A 19,894-nucleotide genomic window follows, 5' to 3' on the forward strand; every position below is an offset into this window, starting at 1 on the left:
TTATATTTAATCCTTTCAAAGATAGAAATTTTTATTCTAAAAAAGTTTTTGCAGAATTAAAAAAAAACTCTATTTTTGCAGTCTAAAATTTATAGTAAAAAAGCGACGCCATTACACCGCTTAGTTATTAAAATTAAATTAAAAAGTTAAAAAATCATCACAATGAAAAAAGGAATCCACCCTGAAAACTATAGATTAGTTGTTTTCAAAGATATGAGTAACGATGAAATGTTTCTTTGCAAATCTACTGCAGAAACTAAGGACACTATCGAGTACGAAGGTCAAGAATATCCACTAATCAAAATGGAAATTTCTTCTACTTCTCACCCATTCTACACTGGTAAAGTAAAATTAGTAGATACTGCTGGTAGAGTAGATAAGTTTATGAACAAATACAAAAAATTCGCTAAAAACTAATTTTTTGTCAAAACATATTTTAAAACCTTCCTAGATTTGATTTAGGAAGGTTTTTTTAATTAAATTAGCCCATCATTAAAATTTTAACCCTATGCAAATTGTATTTTCTGACGCCCAATACTGGGGAAATTTCCTTCCACTTACTTTTACTAGACCCATCGCTGAAATGAGGTGTGGCATACTTACCTTTTCTGAAAGATGGCAAAAGCTACTTGACATTCAACACACCGCTTATATTACAGAAGACTATTTACAAAATAAATTCCCAAAGCCACAGGCTGAAGAAAGTCTTTTTTTAGTTCCTAACTTTATCCCTACAGAAAATGTACTGAACCAAATTAAAGATCTTAAACTTGGTGAGGCTCTCGTTTACGAAGATAAACTAATAGCAGCAAGAGTAAATATGAAAGATTTTTCTCTAAAACAAATAGAGAAAATGACGGATATTACAGAACCTCTTACCTTTTTTAAAAGACCGTCTGATTTGTTTGCATTCAATGATAAAGCGATAGATTTTGATTTTGAACTCATCACCAAAGGAAGAACCTCTCAACCTCTTTCTGAAACCAATGGCTTTTTAGGTAACCCTGAGAACCTCTTTATAGAGGAAGGTGCGAGTGTAGAATACGCTACCATCAACTGCCAAAAAGGGAAAATATACATCGGAAAGAATACAGAAGTAATGGAAGGCTGTAACCTAAGAGGTCCTATTGCTTTATGTAACAATGCTATTTTTAACCTCGGTGCTAAAATCTACGGTGCTACTACTATCGGACCTTATTGTAAAATAGGCGGCGAGGTAAACAATATTATTTTCTTTGGATATTCTAATAAAGGACACGATGGTTTCTTAGGTAATTCCGTGGTGGGAGAATGGTGTAATTTTGGAGCGGATACCAACTCCTCTAACTTAAAAAACAACTACGCTACGGTAAAGCTTTGGAACTACCAGTCTAAGAAATTTGAAGATAGCGGACTACAATTCTGTGGACTGATTATGGGCGACCACTCAAAAACGGCTATCAATACCCAACTTAACACAGGGACTATTGTGGGCGTGGCTGCTAATATTTTTAAAAGTGGATTTCCGCCTAACTTGGTAGAAAACTTTAGCTGGGGCGGACAAAGAGGAGATGAAAAGTTTAATCTAAAAAAAGCCTACGAAGTTGCTGAAAAAGTAATGCAAAGACGAAATGTAACTTTCTCCGAAGACGACCAAAATATCCTTAAATGGATTTATGAAAATTACTAACATAACTATGAAAAACCACTTATTCAAAAGAGTGGTTTTTTCTTTTTTTAACATCATTGTTAAAAGTATTTATCTCAATAACGACCATTTTTAGGCTTATATAAAATTCACTAAATTTGTAGACTTAATTTTTGTCATGAGTGCTAATTCTAAAACAGCGGCTTACCATACTTTAGGCTGTAAACTTAATTTCGCTGAAACTTCCACCATCGCTAGACAACTGTCTGATGCGGGTTACCAGAAAGTAAACTTTGATGACAGAGCCGATGTCTATGTAATCAATACCTGCTCGGTAACAGAAAATGCCGACCGTGAATGCAAAATACATGTAAAAAGAGCTATGAAAGCCAACCCCGAAGGATTGGTGGTAGTTGTAGGTTGTTACGCTCAGCTAAAGCCCGAAGAAATTTCCAAAATAGAGGGCGTGGATTTGGTATTGGGAGCCAAAGAGAAGTTTAATATCTTAAGCTACTTAGAAGATTTAGAAAAAGCTCACAACGAGGGTATCGTTCACTCTTGCGAAATAGAAGAAGCCGATTTTTTCATTGGTTCTTATTCCATAGGAGACCGCACGAGAGCCTTTTTAAAGGTACAAGACGGCTGCGACTATAAGTGTACTTACTGCACCATACCTCTAGCACGAGGCATTTCTAGGTCTGACACTATAGAAAATGTGATTAAAAACGCTCAAGAAATCGCTACTAAAGACATTAAAGAAATTGTTTTAACAGGTGTAAATATTGGCGATTACGGCAAAGGGGAGTTCGGTAATAAGAAACACGAGCATACTTTTCTAGACCTCATCACAGAATTAGACAAAGTAGAAGGGATTGAACGCATTAGAATTTCGTCTATAGAACCTAACTTATTGAAAAATGAAAGTATAGAACTGGTTGCCCAAAGCAAAAGGTTTGTGCCTCATTTTCATATTCCGTTGCAGTCTGGTAGTGATGAGCTCCTCAAAAGAATGAAACGCCGCTACCTCACTAAGCTGTACAGAGATAGAATAGACACCATAAAATCTGTAATGCCTAACGCTGCTATCGGGGTAGATGTAATTGTGGGCTTCCCTGGAGAAACGGAAGAGCGTTTTTTAGAAACCTACCATTTCCTAAATGAGTTGCCTATCTCTTACCTTCACATCTTTACCTATTCTGAAAGGGAGAATACCGAAGCCGTAGCAATGAACGGCGTAGTACCTATCTCCGAAAGAAAAAAGAGGAACAAAATGCTTAGGATTCTGTCCGAGAAGAAAAAGATGGCTTTTTATCAGTCTCAACTTGGGAAAACATTGCCTATCCTTTGGGAACACGAAAATAAAGACGGTATGATGTTCGGATTTACGGAAAATTATGTAAGGGTAAAGAAACCTTTTGACCAAAGTTCCGTTAATCAAATAGAAACATTAAAACTCAACAGAATAGAAGCAGACGGTACAGTATCGGTCAGTTCTTCTTTTGAACAGTTTTTAGAGAATACCTAAAAAAACAAAAGCCTCACAAATTTGTGAGGCTTTATTGTTGGTTTTAATTCTAGTTTACATTCTGTTTACCACACCAATGCCTAGTAATTCTAGACCTCTCTTAATAGTTTTTGCTGTAAGAGCAGAAAGTTTCAGACGCAAGTTTTTAACCGCTGCGTCTTCCTGATTAAGAATAGGATTATTCTGATAGAAAGAATTATACGACTTTACTAAATCATAAATATAATTAGCCAATTGTGCTGGACTAAGCGTCTCTGCCGCCTTAGAAACTACTGTTTTAAAATTACCCAAATGTGTTATAAGCTCCTTTTCATAAGCATTGATTTCTATATCATCTGCTAAATCCTGTGGTTCATAACCTGCTTTTTCTAGCAACGATTGGATTCTCGCATAGGTGTATTGGATAAATGGTCCTGTGTTACCATTAAAATCTATACTCTCCTCTGGATTAAACAACATCTTCTTCTTAGGATCTACTTTAAGCATATAATATTTAAGAGCTCCTTGCCCTACAATTTCGTAAGAACGCTCCTTATCTTCTTCTGGCAAATGTTCTAGCTTCCCTAATTCTTGAGCTTTTTCTTTGGCAGTGAGGTACATTTCCTGCATCAAATCGTCTGCATCTACCACCGTTCCCTCTCTTGATTTCATCTTTCCGTGTGGTAACTCTACCATACCATAAGAAAGGTGATACAGATGCTCTGCCCAATCGTATCCTAGTTTTTTCAAGATTTTAAATAGCACTTGGAAGTGATAATCTTGCTCGTTTCCTACGGTGTAAATCAGTTTTTGTATATCGTTTTGCTTAAAGCGTTCCACCGCTGTCCCTAAATCCTGCGTCATATAGACGGAAGTACCATCACTACGCAATAGTAATTTTTGGTCTAAACCTTCATCGGATAAATCACACCACACCGAGCCGTCCTCTTTCTGATACAATACTCCTTTAGAAAGCCCCTCTTGTATTAAATCTTTTCCTAATATATAGGTATTACTTTCGTATTGGATTTGGTCAAAATCAACACCTAATCTTTTATAAGTTTCTCCGAAACCATCGTAAACCCATTGGTTCATCTTCTGCCACAACTCACGCACCTGAGGATTTTCTTGCTCCCAATCTAGAAGCATCTTTTGTGCTTCCACAAAAATTAGAGCTTGCTTTTTAGCTTCGTCTTCTCCTAAGCCATTTTCTACAAGATTTTGGATTTCTTTCTTGTATTCTTGGTCAAATTTAACATAGTAATTCCCTACTAGCTTATCTCCCTTCAGTCCAGAATCAGCAGGCGTTTCTCCATTACCAAACTTTTCCCACGCCAACATAGACTTACAAATATGAATTCCTCTATCGTTAACAATTTGAGTTTTGATGACATCATATCCCGCCTCTTTCAGTATTTGAGCGACTGAATAACCCAAAAGAATATTTCTAATATGCCCTAAATGTAGTGGTTTATTAGTATTAGGGGAAGAATATTCCACCATTACCGTTTGGTGCTTAGGTGTAACTGTTCCAAAGTTTAGTTCTTCTGCTTTAAAACTTTCTATAAAGTATTTATTTTTAACTTTAAGATTAAGAAAACCTTTAACTACATTAAAGCCTTCTACAAAATCACTAGAATTTATTAAAGCTTCTCCTATCTCTTGCCCCAATGCATCTGGACTCTTCTTAAGTTGCTTCACTAAAGGAAATATTACCACCGTAAAATCTCCTTCAAAATCTGTTTTATTTTCTTGTACCTCCAAAGTTATATTTTGAAGCCCATATACAGACTCTACAACTTGAGTAATACTTTCCTTTATATACTCTTTAATATCCATTAATCATTTTGTTTTAACTCTGCAAATATACACAAATAAAAAACCACCCCGAAAGGTGGTTTTTCTATTATTAAGTTATTTTACTACTAGTAAATATCCCAAAATATACGAGACGATACTTTATCTCCTCCTTTTAACTTACTTGCAGCAGCTGACACATTTGCATTATTCAAAACATATTCTTGGTCAGAATACTTCATTCTAATTGGCACAGCTTCTACTGTAGAGTTTTCTGGGTTTTCAAATTTAGGATAATCTAACCTTCTTGTAAAGTTCCAAGCCTGATAACCTCTATTAAACATAGCTACCCAAGCTTGCTCCCCTATAGACTTTCTCCAATTTGACCCTAAAGTATTATTTGCTAAATAGGTTGTTATATCAGCAGCAGAAACTCCATATTCAGTCATAGATGCCTTTATTGCAGAAGCAAATAAATCCTCTTTTGTCCCTCCTACAGAATACCCTCTAGCAGCTGCTTCGGCTCTAAGAAATGATATTTCTGTAAAGTCCAGCAAATACCCTGAAGCTTCGGCTCCTGAAATGACACTAGTAAAGTGAGAAAAACTTCCAAATGAATTACTATTTCCATACACTCCCCCCTTATATTCTCCGCCAACAGTCGTAAACCATACTGCTCTTCTAGGATCTTTAGTAGCATTCATTGTATTTACCAAAATATCTGATGGTAAATAGTCATCTCTTCCAGACGCTACGACATCTAAATAAACAGGGTTCGGAAATAATCCCGTAGGAAATTTAGCTAAACCAAAATTATCCTCCATACTAGAAAAAAGTCCAGCACTATAAGCCGCTTCAGCCATTTGTTTTGACAATACAGGATTCTGATCCGCTATATTTAATGCTAATTTAAACTTTAGAGAATTCCCCATTTTTTTCCATTTCGACATATTACCCCCATAGATTATATCAGTAGAATACGATCCCTCAGAGGTATTTATATTGGCTACAGCAGCATCTATTCTAGCAAATAAATCTTTATATATAGTTTCAGCATCATCATACTTAGGAGAGATGTACTTTGCTTCTTTATTGTCTGGTGTCAATTGTAAAGCATCAAAGTAAGGCACATCACCGAATGTATCTACTAGATTAGCCCACGCATAAACACTCAACAACTCAATAACAGCCTCTTTGTTCTTTCTCTCTACATCCGATACATTCTCAGTTGCTAAAAACTTCTTCGCATCTCTCAATGCAGATAAAACCCCTGGAGAACTAGAGTTCTGAGCTGACGAGGACATCATATAATTATAATGAGTCCTAGAGATAGGTCTCGTCACCATATCATAATTAGACTCATCTACATAGGTAGTTTGAGACCATTGTTGTGTAAAAAATCTGTATATATTTCTATTTACACTAGCTGTCATTATTTGTGACATTAATGTCTGTTCAGCACTAGCAACCAGATTTCCTGAAGGAACCACTACTGGACGTTTAGGATCATCATTTAGAGAGGTTACATCACTTTCACAAGAAACTAACGATGTAGCAACACCTGTCCCTAAAGCTACAGCTCCCAAAATACTTGTTATCTTTATTATTTTTTTCATCTCAAAATTTCTTTAATAATTCTTAAAATTTAAATGTTACATCTATACCTATATCTCTAGTAGTAGGTAGCACCCCTATAGAGTTTCCTCTTGCAGAGAGTCCTCCACCTGTTCCTGCTTCTGGATCAGCATAAGGTAAATTTTTGTGTATAATCCATAAGTTTCTACCTACTATAGACACTTTAGCATCTGTTATAAATGTATCTTTTAATAACGACTTTGGTAAGTTATAGCCTATACTTGCCTCTCTCAACTTCACATAAGATGCGTCATAAACAAACCTTTTAGCTGGCATTCTTCTATATCCATCAACATTTCCAAACGCACCAGCCCCTATAGTATAAGTTGTGTTTACATTACCATTAGGGTTAACACCATCCCATACTACTCCTTTAGTTCTATAATCTCCTACTGCAGTTTCTTCATATAAACCAGTAGCTAAGCCATAATACATATCCGTAGAGAACACATTTCCTCCTTTCTTAACATCTATCAAGAAGCTAACAGATAATCCTTTGTAATGAAAACTGTTTCTAACTCCTCCTGTCCAATCTGGAGTTATATTCCCAATAACCTGATTTGCTTCTCTATAATAACGTCCTGTTTTAGGATCTATTACTTTATTTCCATTAGCATCATATCTATAATCTGTACCTACTAGCACCCCAAATGGTTGCCCTACTCTAGCATTAAGAGAAACCCCTCCTTGATAAGATGCTAACAAATAATTATCAACCCCTGGGAATAGTGATACAACTTCACTTCTATTTTGTGCCCAGTTTACATCTATATCCCAACGGAAATTAGCCGTTTTAATTGGTGTACCATTCACCTGTACTTCTATACCTGTGTTATTAACTTGTCCAGCATTAATCAACATACTTCTATACCCTGAAGCAGAAGATATTGGCAAGTTAATAATTTGATCAAAAGTTCTCGTCTTATAGTAAGCTATATCAAAGCCTAATCTATTTTTAAAGAACTGCATTTCCATACCTGTTTCAAACTCTTTAGATCTTTCTGGTTTCAAATAAGGATTAGCCAAGAAATTAGGCTGATCAAAAAGACCAGAGTTTACAAACATTCCTCTAACACTATAGGTATTTCTCAACTTGTACGGATCTGTTGAAGCCCCAACTTCTGCATAGTTGGCTCTTACCTTCCAAAAACTAAGCCAAGATGGTTTAACTAACTCTGATATAATGAAAGTCCCTGTTAAAGACGGGTACCCATATACATTACTACCTTTCGGTAAGTTTGAACTCTTATCAAAACGATATGTTGCATCAACAAATAACATCTTCTTATAATCAAAAGAAGCCGTAGCATAAGCTCCCGATGTAACATAAGTAGCCACATTCTCGATAGGAGCAAGCACAGTAGATGCAGAGTTAGAAATAGCATAAAGACCATCTGCTACTAATCCTCCTTCTGTTGATTGATAAACATTATCGTACTTATTTCTTCTAACATTACCTCCCACAATACCCGTAACTCCTAAATCTGAAGTAATATTAAATTTATAATTAGCAAATAAATCAAAGTTTGTCTCTGTAGAAGTTCTATTATTCCTTGCATAACCAGACGAAACATCGTTACCTGAAGTACCAAAACTTTGAGGTAATGTCCCTAATGCTAATCTTTCTTCAATAAGCATCGCCAAATTATCATGCGATAGTTTAGCCGTTACTCCTAAGTTTTTAGACACCTCATATCTTAGCTGAGCATAACTAAAGCTTCTCACTCTGTCATCAGATTGATAACTCTTATATCTTTGAAAATAAGGGTTATTCCAATAAGCAGGGGCTGAATTAGTAGCCGATTTTCTGTTCCATGTAACATTCTGCTCTCCACTTCTATAGTAAGCATCCCTCAATTCCAAAATATCCACATTGGTTTGCCACCATTGTCTAAAATTTGTAACTATATTGTCTGAATACCCTGTTTCATTTCTACCCACAGTATTCTGTAAAGTTAATGCTGAATACACTGTAGCCGTTAACTTATCCGTAAATGCATAGTTAAACTTAGTAGATAATGAATTCTTTCTTAAATTGGAATTTGGTAACAAACCATTGGAAAGCATATTAGTATAGTTTAAACTAATATTTCCATTTTTATCACCTTTCTCTAAACTTATAGAGTTAACTGTAGTAACAGGTGTTTCAAAAAAAGCTAAAGGTCCATTTTTAGCTGCAACCCAAGGAGTTGCTTTACCAAAATTAGGCGATGTTGGATCGTATGAATTCCACTGATACACAAGTAAATTTGGATCAAACTCCGCACCATAAGATGCATCCTCACTAAACGGAACCTCGTATCTACCATCAGGTGCTGTATTGAAATACGAGTCCTCATTAGGACCATAATAAGGTCCATAACCTGCTCCATATCTTTTCTGATATTTAGGAAAGGTTGATTTATCAATAAACCCTACATTAACAGACGATTGTAAAGTTACTCCCCAATTCGTTCCCTTACCTTTACCATTTTTCGTTGTTATCACAATAACACCATTACTTCCTCTTTCACCATATAATGCCGATGCCGCAGCACCTTTAAGCACATTCATTGACTCAATATCTTCTTGATTTATATCAGACAAAAAGTTACCGTAATCAAACTGCCCCGAAAGTGTAGCATTGTTAACTGGAGACCCATCTATTACAATTAGTGGGCTACTGTTTCCCGTAAGAGACTTAAAGCCCCTAATCAATAGATTGGAAGAACCTCCAAAGTTATTATTAGTATTAACCTGTAATCCTGCAACCTTACCAGATAGTAAAGAAGCCACATTACCTGTATTGGTTGTTCCTGAAGTTAAAGCTTCTGCCTTAACTTCAGTTGAGGCATATCCAAGAGATTTTTTTTCTCTTTTAACCCCAAGAGCAGTCATTACCACTCCCTCAATTTGAGTTGTCTTAGTCACTGAATCCTTCTTTACCTTTTGTGCATCTACTGTTACAAAAGATGAAGTAAGAACTACAGCTAAAACACTTGTTGTTAATTTCTTCATTTCAAAATAAATTTTTCACTGAACAATTTTATAACATTATCTTAACATACACAATAAGTAAGTTAAAATTTCTTAAAAAAAGTTTAATTTTGTATAATCAACAATTACATATTTTACATTTAATTAAATTTTATGAAATTAGCAAAAAAATGGACTAAAAATTATATAGAAGCGGGCTGCGATGAAGCTGGGAGAGGATGTCTATGTGGTCCTGTGGTTGCAGCAGCTGTTATTTTAGATGAAAATTTTGAGCAAAACCTCATCAATGACTCCAAAAAACTTAATTTTAAAACGAGAAACGAACTGGATTTATATATTAAAGATTATGCTTTAGATTATGCCATAGCAGAACTTCCGCCTAGTTTTATTGATGAACATAATATCCTAAACGCAAGCATACACGCGATGCACCTTGCCTTAGATAAACTAACCATTCGCCCAGAACTTATTTTAGTAGATGGCAATAGGTTTAAGCCCTATCCTTTCACGCCACACGAGTGTATTATAAAAGGAGATTCTAAGGTTTTATCTATTGCTGCAGCTTCTATTTTAGCCAAAAATTACAGAGACCATGTTATGATTAAACTCCATGAAGAGTACCCAGAATACGGCTGGAACAAAAACTTTGGCTATGCTACCAAACAACACCGAGAGGCGCTTAATAAGCTAGGACCTACCATACATCACCGAAAATCCTTCAGGTTAGACTATAATTAAACATATGATAAAAATCATGTTTTTTATTTAACAATTTGTTAACAAAAAAATAACCTCAAAATCGATGATTTTGAGGTTATTTATACTATTTCTAAATTTACTTTTATTTGCGTTTAGCTCTCTGTTGCTCCTGCAATCTTTGTTGTTCTTGAGCTTTTTCCATCATTTCACGCATCCTTTTTTGGAACTTACCTTCCTTTTTAGGCTTCGCTTTGTTAGCTTGAATCTGTGCATGGATTGTTTTTTCATCTAAAATCCAGTACTTAATCACTAGGATAATGATAATATTGATACCGTTAGATACAAAGTAATACCAAGATAATCCTGATGCCGCAGAGTTCAAGAAAAACAAGAACATTACTGGGAAAATATACATCAAAGGCTTCATATTAGGCATACCTTCCTGCGTTGGTTGTTGCATATTACCTGCTGTCATCACTGTATATATCAATAATACCGCCGTACAAGCCAAAGCAAAAATGCTGATATGCTCTCCCAAAAATGGAATATGAAATGGTAATTTTATTAAATCATCATAAGCTGTTAAGTCGGTTGCAAACCAGAAGCCTTTCCCTCTTAAATCTAACATATTAGGGAAGAAACGGAATAGTGCATAGAATATAGGAATTTGTAACAATGCTGGTAAACACCCTGCTAACTGATTAACACCAGCCTTTCTATACACCTCCATCACTGCTTGTTGCTTCTTCATTGGATCGGCGTCTTTGAGTTTGGCATTTACTTCCTCTATTTCAGGACGAATCACTTTCATCATTGCACTCAACTTATGTTGTTTGTACATAATTGGAGAAAGTACCACTTTAACCAAAATCGTCATTAGGAAAATTACCCAACCTGCAGCTATTCCCCAAGATGAAATCATATTATACATAGGGATAAATATCCAACGGTTCATTGTTCCTATAAAAGACCAACCAAGAGGAATGATTTCATCAAAGTTCTTATCAAAAGTCTTTAATAATTTTAAATCCAACGGCAAAAAGTACCACGAAAAACTTTGATTAAATTCTCCTCCTGTAATTTCCAACTCTCCGTTGAAATCAAATTTCTTAAGATATTCCCCTTCCTCAATCATATCCTGATGACCTGTGGAGTTTTTAAACCCATTCTTGGCTTCTATAATAGGTGTAAAAAACTGCTGTTTAACCGCTAACCAATTTAAAACTTCTTTAGTTTCGTCCATAGAAGTTCTGGCATCATAGTCGGTGCTTTTATAATTATTAAAAGCGTAAACAAACTCTGTATGTTGTTGCTCCTGAGCTCTACCTTTTTCCTGCTCTTTAGGTGTATAGTTCCAAACGAAACTTGCTTTATCTCCAGAAACAATAGACGACAACCCTTTAGTCGCTACTTGAAAATCAACCTGATAATCTTTTAAAGTATAAATAAACTGTACAATAGCTCCACCGTTTAAGACACTCGTCATAGTTACCGTATTCCCATTAACTTGAGACGTAAACACCAAATCTTTGGTGTTAATCTCTTTGCCTGATTTATCTTTAAATTTAAAACCATACGAAGAATTATTACGCTCTATAAGATATAATGGTAAGTCATTTTGGTTGGTTTTCTTATTATAAGCTTTATAATTATTCATCAATAGAGAAGAAATCTGACCTCCAAGTCCACTAAACTCCACCGATATTTTATCATTTTTAAGGCTTACTTTTTGTATTTCGTTAGCTTTAACAGGCAGATTGGTGGCTTTTACAATATTGTTAGTAGCTCCTACCTTCTGCTCTGTGGCAACTTGTTGTTGCTCTTGCCCAGTCTGTTGCTTTTGAAAGTATAACATTACTCCTAATAAAAATAGAGTAAATACCACAAAACCAATTAACTGATTTTTGTCTAATCCATTATTCTGTTGCATCATCAATAAATATATTTTTCAGTTAGAAATTTTATTAAAGGAAATTTCCTTTTTTTCAGACTGCGAATTTAAGTTTTTTAATTTAATTACTTCCCTTTATGTTCAACCGCTGCTTTTACCAAGGCTTTAAACAATGGATGCGGTGTTGCTACAGTACTCTTATACTCTGGGTGATACTGCACTCCAATATAGAATGGATGCTCGTTAAGTTCTAACGCTTCCACTAAACCTGTATCTGGATTGAATCCTGTAGGAACTAGACCTCTGTCTTCATAGTCTTTTTTGAATTCACTATTGAACTCATAACGATGACGATGACGCTCCGAAATGTTTTTGCTATCGTAAATCTCTGCTAATTTAGAACCTGATTTAAGAGTGCATTTCCAAGCTCCAAGTCTCATAGTACCTCCTTTTTCCACCACATTCTTTTGTTCTTCCATTAGAGAAATCACAGGGTAAGCCGTGGTAGTATCAAACTCCATAGAGTTAGCCTTTTCGTAGCCTAGTACATTTCTAGCAAATTCAATCGTCATAATCTGCATTCCTAAACAAATTCCTAGAAGAGGAATTTTATGTTCTCTCGCATATTGAGCCGCAAGAATTTTTCCTTCTATACCTCTATCTCCAAACCCAGGAGCTATCAGCATCGCATCTACTCCTTTAAGGATTTCCGAAACCTTGCCTTCCTCTAAATCTCCACTGTATACCCAACGGATATTAACTTCCGTCTCCAAATCTGCTCCAGCGTGTATAAATGCTTCCGCTATAGATTTATAAGAATCTTGTAAAGACACATACTTACCTACTAATGCTATCTCTACTGATTTTTTAGGATTTTTATATTTCTTTAAAAATGTTTTCCAACTTTTTAAATCAGCCTCAGTATCGTTTTTAAGGTCTAGAGCTTTTAGAACCACCTCATCAAATTTTTGTTTCTGTAGTTCTATTGGAACTTGATAGATGGTTTCAGCATCCATACACTCTATCACATTATCGCTAGGCACATTACAAAATTGAGCTAGCTTAGCACGAACATCTTTCGGGATTTTATGCTCCGAACGACATACCAGCACATCTGCCTGAATACCACTTTCCATAAGCTGTCTCACGGAATGTTGGGAAGGTTTAGTTTTAAGTTCACCACTCGCTGCTAAATAAGGCAAAAGCGTTAAATGGATTACCATTGAATTATGTTCTCCTAACTCCCACTTGAGCTGTCTTACAGACTCTATGTAAGGTAGAGACTCTATATCTCCCACAGTACCACCTATTTCGGTGATAATAATATCGTAATTCTTTTGAGCAAGGATTTTAATTCTGCGTTTAATTTCATTGGTAATATGCGGAATTACCTGCACTGTTTTACCTAAGAAATCTCCCTTTCTTTCTTTCTCTATAACGGTCTGATAAATACGCCCCGTAGTTACATTGTTATTTTGAGAAGTTGGTGCGTCCAAAAATCTCTCATAATGCCCCAAATCTAAATCGGTTTCTGCACCATCTTCGGTTACATAGCACTCGCCGTGTTCATACGGATTAAGAGTACCTGGATCTATATTGATGTAAGGGTCTAACTTTTGAATAGTTACTTTAAAGCCTCTGGATTTTAGTAATAAGCCTAGTGATGCAGATATAATGCCCTTTCCTAGTGAAGAGGTAACACCTCCTGTAACAAAGATGTATTTAGTATTTTTTTTACTCATTAGTTTAGGTTTGTGCAAAGTTATAATAAATGAATGATGTGGACAATCTTAATGAAAGATTTATCCTAAATAAAGTCCTCATCAAACATAAAAAAACTCCGATGATTCTACTCGGAGTTTTTAGCTTTATTTTAATTAAATGCTCTATTTAGCTTGTAATTTTTCTCTGATTTTTGCTTCTAGCTCTTCTGCAAGTTCAGGATTATCTTTGATGAGTTCCTTTACCGTATCACGCCCTTGTCCTAGCTTTGTGTCCTGATAACTGAACCAAGAACCACTCTTTTGGATAATATCTAAATCTGTAGCCACATCTAAAATCTCACCAACTTTAGACACACCTTCCCCATACATAATATCAAACTCAGCACTCTTAAATGGTGGAGCTACTTTATTTTTAACCACTTTTACTTTAGTTCGGTTACCTATAACTTCGCCAGATTTATCTTTAATCTTACCTGTATCACTCAACGAGCGTCTGATATCTATCCTTACCGAAGCATAGAATTTAAGAGCGTTACCTCCCGTTGTTGTTTCAGGGCTACCAAACATTACTCCAATTTTATCTCTCAACTGGTTGATGAAAATTACAGTACATTTTGTTTTAGAAATAGAAGAAGTTAATTTTCTAAGTGCTTGAGACATCAGTCTTGCGTGAAGACCCATTTTAGAATCTCCCATATCACCATCAATCTCTGCTTTAGGCGTAAGTGCTGCCACAGAGTCTACCACTACAATATCCACTCCTCCAGAACGAATAAGGCTATCTGCAATTTCTAATGCCTGCTCTCCATTATCTGGTTGAGACACGATAAGCTCTTCTAGATTGATGCCTAATTTTTCGGCATAGTGCATATCAAAAGCATGTTCTGCATCTATAAATGCTGCTGTTCCCCCTACTTTTTGAGCTTCCGCAATTGCGTGAAGCGTTAATGTAGTTTTACCAGAAGATTCTGGACCGTAGATTTCTACAATTCTCCCCTTAGGATAACCACCTACCCCTAAAGCCAAATCTAGCCCTAAAGAACCTGACGGAATCACCTCTATATTATGGTCTACCGTACCATCACCTAGTTTCATAACGGTACCTTTACCGTAAGTTTTATCTAGTTTTTCTAATACGGCTGCTAATGCCTTTTTTTTATCATCGTTAGGACTTGTTGTTTCAGTCTTTGCCATTGTTAATATAATTTACCCCAAAAATACAAAAAAGAATTAGACTAGAATAATATCTTATTCATCACCTCTTCTAATCAACACAAACAATCAACTGAATTACAAATCATTAAATGGAATTTTGAGCTGCACATAAACTTTTTTCTGAGACGACGTATTCAAACTAGACAAGGATAACCCTAAAAGACGAATGGCTTTATCATAAGGACGAAGACTCCACAAAAAACGAGCAGTTTGATACATTTCTTCCTCTGTTTCAAAATATAAATTTTGAGTTTTGGAACGCGTAAAAAGTGAAAAATCTTTGTACTTTATTTTAAGTGTTAATGATTTACCTTTAACTTTCTTTTTCTCTATTCTTCTGTATAATTCTTGGGCTAATCTCATCAGTTGTTTATCTATATCTTGCTCGGTATCAATATCATCTACATAAGTATGTTCTACCCCTACACTTTTGGCAATCCTATGAGGTTTAACCTCACTTCTATGTATGCCCCTTACAATATCATAATAATGTCCTCCCATTTTTCCAAAATGAGTTACCAAATACTCCAAAGGCTTTTCTTTTAAATCTTTGCCTTTGTAAATTCCCAATTGATACATTTTGTTTGCCGTTACATTTCCTATCCCATAAAACCGCTCTATGGGAAGGTTTTCTAAAAAGGAAAGCACTTTAGTTGGATGAATTGTTTTCTGTCCGTTAGGTTTATTGATATCAGAAGCCACCTTAGCCAAAAATTTATTTACCGAAATCCCCGCCGAGGCTGTAAGTCCAGTAGTTTCAAATATCTTTTGTCTTATTTCTTTAGCTATTAAATTAGCCGAAACTATACCCTTTTTGTTATGAGTAACATCTAAATATGCTTCGTCTAGCGAAAGAGGCTCTACCAAGTCGGTATATTCAAAAAAGATAGTTCTTATCTGTTCAGAAACTTCTTTATACCTATGAAATCTAGGTTTAACAAAAATTATCTGTGGGCATTTTTTCTTTGCCACAACACTAGACATCGCTGACCTCACACCGTATTTTCTCGCTTCGTAACTTGCAGCCGCCACAACTCCTCTATGCTCTCCTCCTACCACCACTGGTTTCCCTTTAAGCTCAGGGAAATCTCGTTGCTCCACCGAGGCATAGAAAGCGTCCATATCTATATGTATGATTTTTCTGTAAAACTGCTCCACAGAACAAATATAATAGATAACCTCATAAAAAAATCGCTTTTCATAACAAAAAGCGATTTTATTTTATTCTAATAAACTGTAAGTCTTATTCTGCACTAGATAGTGTTGCACATAAGAACTCTCTGTTCATTCTTGCAATGTTTTCAAGAGAAATTCCTTTAGGACATTCTACTTCACAAGCTCCAGTGTTAGAGCAGTTACCAAAGCCTTCCTCGTCCATAGCTGCTACCATTTTAAGAACTCTTCTCTTAGCCTCTACTCTACCTTGTGGTAATAGTGCATATTGAGAAACTTTAGCTCCTACAAATAGCATCGCAGAACCGTTTTTACAAGTTGCCACACAAGCACCACATCCTATACAAGCTGCTGCATCCATTGCTTTATCTGCATCTTCTTTAGGCACTGGGATACTGTTAGCATCAGTAGTGTTACCAGAAGTATTTACAGAAATAAATCCTCCTGCAGCCATAATTCTATCAAAGGCACTTCTATCTACTACCAAGTCTTTAATTACTGGGAAAGCAGCACTTCTCCATGGCTCTATATGAATAGTTTCGCCATCTTTAAACATTCTCATGTGTAGCTGGCAGGTAGTAATCCCTGTATCAGGACCATGAGCTCTACCATTGATGTATAACGAACACATACCGCAAATACCCTCACGGCAGTCGTGGTCAAAAGCTACAGGCTCTTTACCTTCGTTTACTAAATTTTCATTGAGCATATCCAACATCTCCAAGAATGACGAATCAGGAGAAACATCAGAAATCTTATAAGTTTCAAATTGCCCTTTTGATTTATTATTTTTCTGTCTCCAAATTTTTAGAGTCAGGTTTAATCCTTTTTTTGCACTCATTTTATTATCGTTTTTATTGGAGATTATTTATAACTTCTTGTTTTCACTTCTATATTCTCGTAAACCAGTTCTTCTTTGTGTAAGACTTCCTGATTGATGTCTTCTCCTTTGTATTCCCAAACTGCAGCATACTTATAGTTCTCATCATCTCTCTGTGCTTCTCCGTCTGGAGTAGAATATTCTTCACGGAAGTGTCCTCCGCAAGATTCGTTTCTGTTAAGTGCGTCCATTGCCATAAGCTGACCTAGCTCTAAGAAATCCGCTACACGGAATGCCTTTTCTAGTTCAGGGTTCATACCATTAGCTTCACCTGGAACTCTTACATTTTGCCAAAAATCTTTTCTAATTTCTTCAATTTCTTGGATAGCTTCCTTCAAGCCTTGCTCGTTTCTAGCCATACCCACCTTATTCCACATTACATTTCCTAATTTTTTGTGGAAATAATCTACAGAGTGAGTTCCGTTATTATTGATGAAGAAATTAACTTTCTCTTGTATCTCTTTCTCTGCCTCTTCAAAAGCTGGTGTATCTGTAGGGATTTGCCCTGTTCTAATATCCGCAGAAAGATAATCTGCAATTGTATAAGGCAATACGAAGTACCCATCTGCTAAACCTTGCATTAGAGCAGAAGCTCCAAGTCTATTAGCACCGTGGTCTGAGAAGTTAGCTTCTCCAATCACGAAACAACCTGGTATTGTGGACATCAAGTTATAATCTACCCAAACACCACCCATAGAATAGTGTACCGCTGGATAAATCTTCATTGGTGTTTTGTACGGATTATCCGCTGTAATCTTTTCGTACATTTGGAATAAGTTCCCATACTTCTCTTCTACCCAAGCTTTACCTAAATCGTAGATTTGTTGCTCTGTAGGATTATGTAGGTTTCTTTCCAAAGCCGCTTCTTTACCTTTCTTCATTATTTCGGTAGAGAAGTCTAGGTAAACCCCTTCCTTAGTTTCGTTATTTTCGATACCAAAACCAGCATCACAACGCTCTTTAGCCGCTCTAGAAGCCACATCACGAGGCACTAGGTTACCAAACGCTGGATATCTTCTTTCTAAATAATAATCTCTATCTTCTTCTTTGATATTTTCAGGTCTTAGTTTACCTTCTCTAATGGCTACAGCATCTTCTATCTTTTTAGGAACCCATATTCTACCAGAGTTTCTTAAAGACTCAGACATCAACGTCAATTTAGATTGCTGTGTCCCGTGAACAGGAATACAAGTAGGATGTATCTGAACGAAACAAGGGTTTGCAAAGTAGGCCCCTTTCTTATGGATTTTCCAAGCTGCAGAACAGTTAGACCCCATAGCATTTGTAGAAAGGAAATAAACATTACCATAACCTCCAGAAGCAATAACTACTGCGTGTGCAGAGTGTCTTTCTATCTCCCCAGTTACTAGGTTTCTCGCAATAATCCCTCTTGCTTTTCCGTCAACAATTACCAACTCCATCATTTCATGGCGGTTGTACATTTTAATTCTACCTTTACCTATTTGACGGCTCATCGCAGAATAAGCTCCTAGTAGAAGTTGCTGACCTGTTTGTCCTTTAGCATAGAAAGTTCTCTTTACCTGAACCCCACCAAAAGAACGGTTGTCCAATTGACCTCCGTAATCTCTACCAAAAGGAACCCCTTGAGAAACACATTGGTCTATAATATTAGCAGAAACTTCTGCTAGACGATAAACGTTAGCCTCTCTAGCACGGTAGTCTCCCCCTTTAATAGTATCGTAGAATAATCGGTAGATAGAGTCTCCGTCTCCCTGATAGTTTTTAGCGGCGTTAATACCTCCTTGAGCCGCAATAGAGTGAGCTCTTCTAGGAGAATCTTGATAACAGAACGCCTTCACATTATAACCCTGCTCTGCTAAAGTAGCTGCAGCAGAACCACCTGCTAACCCTGTTCCTACCACGATAACATCTATCTTATCACGGTTGTTAGGGGCTACTAGGTTCATGTGATTTTTATGATTTTTCCACTTGTCCGCCAATGGACCTGCTGGAATTTTAGAATCTAATATACTCATTTTTAGATATTTTAAATTAAATGATTTAAATTTTAAATTATGATAAAAACTTAAAATCTAAATTTTATTGAGTTACGAAATGAAATACTGCCACAAATATAAAACCTAGTGGGATAAGGATAGAATACCACTTCCCTAAAGCCATAATACAAGGTGTATACTTAGGGTGTCTAGCTCCTATAGATTGGAACGAAGATTGGAAACCGTGTGCTAAGTGTAACCCTAAAAGCACAAAAGAAACCACATAAAAAGCCACTCTAACAGGGTTAGAAAACTTCTCGTGTAATTCTTCCCAAAAACGAGCAACATCGCTAGGATCTCCTTCTCCAGGAATGTACTTGTAAGTCATCTCATGCACCCAAAAATCATACATATGAAGTGCTAAAAATGCCAAAATAACTGCTCCAGAAATAATCATATTTCTAGACATCCACGAAGAGTTAGCCTTAGCACCATTCACTGCGTATTTCACAGGTCTAGCTTTGTTATTTTTAGCTTCTAATACAAACCCCATCACAAAGTGAAAAAACACAGCAAAAATCAAAATTGGCTGCATTAAAAATTGTACAAAAGGATTGTATCCCATAAAATAAGACGCTTGGTTAAACGCACTCTCGCTAAAAACGGAAAGCATATTAACCGAAAGGTGCATCACTAAAAACACTAACAAAAATATTGCTGATAGTGCCATTGCATACTTTCTACCAATCGTAGAACTTGTTAAACCTGCCATATTGAGTTTATTATTTTAAATTTTCACAAAGTTAAAAAAATGT

Annotated in this window: 14 protein-coding genes; 4 read left to right on the top strand and 10 right to left on the bottom strand. The window is 36.0% G+C overall.

Features of this window, described 5'->3' with window-relative positions; all coding sequences use genetic code 11:
- The first annotated feature begins 162 nt into the window (after positions 1 to 162).
- The 3 genes from RA0C_RS04825 to mtaB all read left to right on the top strand — a co-directional run bounded on the left by RA0C_RS04825 (position 163) and on the right by mtaB (position 3,152).
- On the top strand, positions 163 to 417 hold the full coding sequence (locus RA0C_RS04825) for a type B 50S ribosomal protein L31 (protein ID WP_004918253.1): 255 nt from the start codon (positions 163 to 165) through the stop codon (positions 415 to 417).
- Positions 418 to 508: 91 nt separating this feature from the next.
- Complete coding sequence (locus RA0C_RS04830) at positions 509 to 1,669, top strand: GlmU family protein (protein WP_004918251.1); 1,161 nt, start codon at positions 509 to 511, stop codon at positions 1,667 to 1,669.
- A 136-nt stretch (positions 1,670 to 1,805) separates the two neighbouring features.
- On the top strand, positions 1,806 to 3,152 hold the full coding sequence (mtaB, locus tag RA0C_RS04835; RefSeq protein ID WP_004918247.1) for a tRNA (N(6)-L-threonylcarbamoyladenosine(37)-C(2))-methylthiotransferase MtaB: 1,347 nt from the start codon (positions 1,806 to 1,808) through the stop codon (positions 3,150 to 3,152).
- 54 nt (positions 3,153 to 3,206) lie between these two features.
- Here mtaB and argS read toward each other — a convergent pair whose 3' ends face one another.
- The 3 genes from argS to RA0C_RS04850 all read right to left on the bottom strand — a co-directional run bounded on the left by argS (position 3,207) and on the right by RA0C_RS04850 (position 9,560).
- A complete protein-coding gene (gene argS / locus RA0C_RS04840) occupies positions 3,207 to 4,970 on the bottom strand; it encodes an arginine--tRNA ligase (RefSeq protein ID WP_004918246.1) in 1,764 nt (587 codons plus the stop codon).
- Positions 4,971 to 5,056: 86 nt separating this feature from the next.
- The gene (locus RA0C_RS04845; RefSeq protein WP_004918244.1) at positions 5,057 to 6,544 is read right to left on the bottom strand and encodes a SusD/RagB family nutrient-binding outer membrane lipoprotein; all 1,488 of its coding nucleotides are present in this window, start codon (positions 6,542 to 6,544) and stop codon (positions 5,057 to 5,059) included.
- Positions 6,545 to 6,566: 22 nt separating this feature from the next.
- A complete protein-coding gene (locus RA0C_RS04850) occupies positions 6,567 to 9,560 on the bottom strand; it encodes a SusC/RagA family TonB-linked outer membrane protein (RefSeq protein ID WP_013446912.1) in 2,994 nt (997 codons plus the stop codon).
- Positions 9,561 to 9,692: 132 nt separating this feature from the next.
- On the opposite strand from RA0C_RS04850, the gene RA0C_RS04855 reads away from it, so the two are divergent.
- Complete coding sequence (locus tag RA0C_RS04855; RefSeq protein WP_013446913.1) at positions 9,693 to 10,277, top strand: ribonuclease HII; 585 nt, start codon at positions 9,693 to 9,695, stop codon at positions 10,275 to 10,277.
- Between the two features lie 103 nt (positions 10,278 to 10,380).
- Here the strand turns inward: RA0C_RS04855 and yidC are convergent, their stop codons facing one another.
- From yidC to RA0C_RS04890, 7 genes are all read right to left on the bottom strand, one after another.
- The gene (gene yidC, locus RA0C_RS04860) at positions 10,381 to 12,171 is read right to left on the bottom strand and encodes a membrane protein insertase YidC (protein ID WP_013446914.1); all 1,791 of its coding nucleotides are present in this window, start codon (positions 12,169 to 12,171) and stop codon (positions 10,381 to 10,383) included.
- Between the two features lie 83 nt (positions 12,172 to 12,254).
- Positions 12,255 to 13,871: a CTP synthase gene (locus RA0C_RS04865; RefSeq protein WP_013446915.1), complete on the bottom strand. Its 1,617-nt coding sequence runs from the start codon at positions 13,869 to 13,871 to the stop codon at positions 12,255 to 12,257.
- Between the two features lie 144 nt (positions 13,872 to 14,015).
- Positions 14,016 to 15,047, bottom strand: a complete 1,032-nt coding sequence (recA, locus tag RA0C_RS04870; protein ID WP_004918236.1) for a recombinase RecA — start codon at positions 15,045 to 15,047, stop codon at positions 14,016 to 14,018.
- Between the two features lie 96 nt (positions 15,048 to 15,143).
- On the bottom strand, positions 15,144 to 16,226 hold the full coding sequence (gene dinB / locus RA0C_RS04875; RefSeq protein WP_013446916.1) for a DNA polymerase IV: 1,083 nt from the start codon (positions 16,224 to 16,226) through the stop codon (positions 15,144 to 15,146).
- Between the two features lie 85 nt (positions 16,227 to 16,311).
- Entirely contained in the window at positions 16,312 to 17,082 is a 771-nt protein-coding gene (locus RA0C_RS04880; protein WP_004918231.1) for a succinate dehydrogenase/fumarate reductase iron-sulfur subunit, read from the bottom strand.
- 23 nt (positions 17,083 to 17,105) lie between these two features.
- The gene (locus tag RA0C_RS04885; RefSeq protein WP_013446917.1) at positions 17,106 to 19,118 is read right to left on the bottom strand and encodes a fumarate reductase/succinate dehydrogenase flavoprotein subunit; all 2,013 of its coding nucleotides are present in this window, start codon (positions 19,116 to 19,118) and stop codon (positions 17,106 to 17,108) included.
- Positions 19,119 to 19,182: 64 nt separating this feature from the next.
- Positions 19,183 to 19,851 carry a succinate dehydrogenase cytochrome b subunit gene (locus RA0C_RS04890; RefSeq protein ID WP_013446918.1) on the bottom strand — a complete coding sequence of 223 codons (669 nt, stop codon included), beginning with the start codon at positions 19,849 to 19,851 and terminating at the stop codon, positions 19,183 to 19,185.
- Between the last annotated feature and the right edge of the window lie 43 nt (positions 19,852 to 19,894).

Origin of the sequence: Riemerella anatipestifer ATCC 11845 = DSM 15868 (assembly GCF_000252855.1) — a bacterium.
GTDB lineage: Bacteria > Bacteroidota > Bacteroidia > Flavobacteriales > Weeksellaceae > Riemerella > Riemerella anatipestifera.